Annotated in this window: 2 protein-coding genes and 1 pseudogene; 1 reads left to right on the forward strand and 2 read right to left on the reverse strand. The window is 63.2% G+C overall.

Annotated features, from left to right (window positions below; all coding sequences use genetic code 11):
* Window positions 1-334 precede the first annotated feature (334 nt).
* Window positions 335-1456 (forward strand): annotated as a pseudogene (locus EOA27_RS31880) (GH25 family lysozyme).
* A gap of 20 nt (window positions 1457-1476) precedes the next feature.
* Here EOA27_RS31880 and EOA27_RS31885 read toward each other — a convergent pair.
* Window positions 1477-1671 (reverse strand): hypothetical protein, encoded by a 195-nt coding sequence (locus EOA27_RS31885; protein ID WP_126082525.1) that lies wholly within the window; start codon window positions 1669-1671, stop codon window positions 1477-1479.
* A 27-nt stretch (window positions 1672-1698) separates the two neighbouring features.
* On the reverse strand, window positions 1699-2151 hold the full coding sequence (locus tag EOA27_RS31890; protein WP_126082526.1) for a pyridoxamine 5'-phosphate oxidase family protein: 453 nt from the start codon (window positions 2149-2151) through the stop codon (window positions 1699-1701).
* Window positions 2152-2455: the final 304 nt, after the last annotated feature.

Here is a 2455-nt window from a genome sequence, read left to right on the forward strand (position 1 = left end):
ACTTTGATCGTTCGTGACTTCGACATTAAGCACAGTCCTTGGGTACGCTTCGCTTTTGCGCGAGCCCCTTATATGGGGTGCCAGGCGAGCCAGGTTTAGCCCCTGCTTCAATGCGGCTGCCGATCCGGCGACGATCGTCCTGATACTAGGCTCGCTCGCGGCTGTGCCTTCGCGCGGGGCGAGAGGTGACGGGGACACACCCCGAATCGGCCACGACCGTCGCGCCAAAGGTAAATTTTGATTCAAACTTTGTTGGTAATTTCTCGTTAGGAATGGGGCTTCCGGCGGCGCTGTTCCTGCCTTCGGTCTGTTTTGTCTTGCGTACAGGTCAAAGATGCGGATTTTTGGCGTCGTCAGTTTCGTGCTCGCAGCGCTTTGCCTTGCCGGCTGCTCGTCCACGTCGGGCGCCGATGCCCTGCAACTGCCGTCCAACGAGACGACGAGCTCGGTCGTGCGGCCGAGCGCGCCGGTTTCGAAGGGCATGAGCACGGTCCAGCGGGAGAAAACCGTAGAGACCGCATCGATGTCGGGCATGGCGCGCATCACGCCGCCGGCGCCGCTGCTCGACGAGGGTAACGCGAGCCCCGGCGACGAAAATCCGCGCCCGTTCGGACTCGCCTAGGAGGAGACGGTAAACTTCCCGGCGACCGATCTCCCGGACAGCGTCGAGCCGCCGGTGCAGGAGGCGGCGCTCGTCTCGCCGCCGAAGCGGCTGTCGCGCGCCGCGCCCGCCATGCTTGCCGGCCCGGTCACGCGCTATGCCTTCCGCGATGCCAAGCCGATCAATTTCGGCCGCTCCTCGCCGCGCCATCTGGCCGTGCATGGGGTCGACGTCTCGCGCTGGCAGGGCAACATCAATTGGAGCAAGCTGCGCGCCCAGGGCGCCAACTTCGCCTATATCAAGGCGACCGATGGCGGCGACCATCTCGACCCGATGTTCATGAAGAACTGGCGCAACGCCGACGCCGCCGGGCTGAAGCGCGGCGCCTATCATTTCTTCTACTGGTGCCGCACGGCGGGTGAGCAGGCCGACTGGTTCATCCGCAACGTGCCGAAGATGGACGGCGCATTGCCGCCGGTGATCGACGTCGAGTGGAACGGCGAATCCTCCTGCAGGCGCAAGCCTTCGCGCGAAAAGGTGCTGGAGAAGATGCAGGTCTTCATGGACAAGCTGGAGCGCCACTACGGCCAGCGTCCCATCATCTACACCAGCCCTGATTTCTATCGCGACAATTTGCGCGGCGCCTTCCTGGATTATCCGTTCTGGCTGCGCGCCGTGGCGGCGCATCCGTCAAAAGTCTATCCGGGCCGCAAATGGCTGTTCTGGCAGTATTCGGGCTCCGGCCTGTCGCATGGCGTGACAGGCCGCATCGACCTCAACGTCTTCCACGGCGATGAGCGGCAATGGCGCGCCTGGCTGGGCGGCGGCGGCCAGATGATGGCCGACGCGGACTGAGGCGCATCCGATCGCCTCGGCTATCTCCGTGGCAGATGTCGCGACTCCGCCATCGTCACATAGGCGAGCACGGCCATGAAGGTCGCGAAATAGGCCACAATGGCGGTGACGACGATTAGGCTCTCTGTAGGCATTTCCATCTCCTCGGAAAGAACGGCCGAGGAAACATCAGGAACGATGGGCTTTGCCTTGATCTGGATCATGCGATCGATCAATTGGATCGCCTGGCCGCCATGCCGCGCTCAGCAGGTGACCAGATCCGTGTGGCCAAAACCCTTCGAGTAGTCGAGCACGGAGATCACTGTCGGCATCACGCGGAAGATGCGGACCTGATCCGGCGTCGGCATCGGACCGGGCATCGAGGTTTGCGGCGGATACTTCATCGGCAGCATGCGCAGAACCTTCTCGGCCTCGGCGCGGTCTTCCACCGGCTGCGCCCGCGCCGCCATGGAAAGCCCGGTGATCTCCATCACCTGCGGCGCGTCGTGGTCTATGGTCAGCGACAGGCGATCGTCCCGCGCCAGATTTGCCGCCTTCTGGCTGTCCAGGCCGCAGAGGAAGTAAAGGGTGAGGCCATCATTGACGTAGCCCACAGTCGTCGCCTGCGGCCAGCCGTCCGGCCTCAGCGTTGCGACCGTCATGATCCGGTGCTGATCCAGCAGTGCCTGGATCTTGTTTTTGATCTCCTGGTCCATTTTCGCCTCCGAAAGTCATTGCTGACGGCGGCATGGTAGGGGACAGGGAAGGGCGAGCATTGACGCGCATCAACCGGTGGTGTGCTGACGCGCCTTTGATGTGATGCCGGCCGGACAATGCGGAGGTACGCTCAAGAATTGAGCGCGGCGTTCCCCTTCTTCCCTTGTGGGAGAAGGTGGCCGCGAAGCGGCCGGATGAGGGGTGCTCCAGCTTGACGAAGACCTTTGCCGGCGTTGGACACCACGACTGGATCGCCAGCGTCTCACTCCGCTGGAACACCCCTCATCCGTCTAGGCGCTGCGC

It is taken from the genome of Mesorhizobium sp. M2A.F.Ca.ET.037.01.1.1, from assembly GCF_003998075.1.
GTDB lineage: Bacteria > Pseudomonadota > Alphaproteobacteria > Rhizobiales > Rhizobiaceae > Mesorhizobium.

What these genes read in the sequence shown, in the direction of transcription:
- EOA27_RS31890 (WP_126082526.1), bottom strand. Translation starts at nt 2,151, where the DNA reads ATGGACCAGGAGATCAAAAACAAGATCCAGGCACTGCTGGATCAGCAC.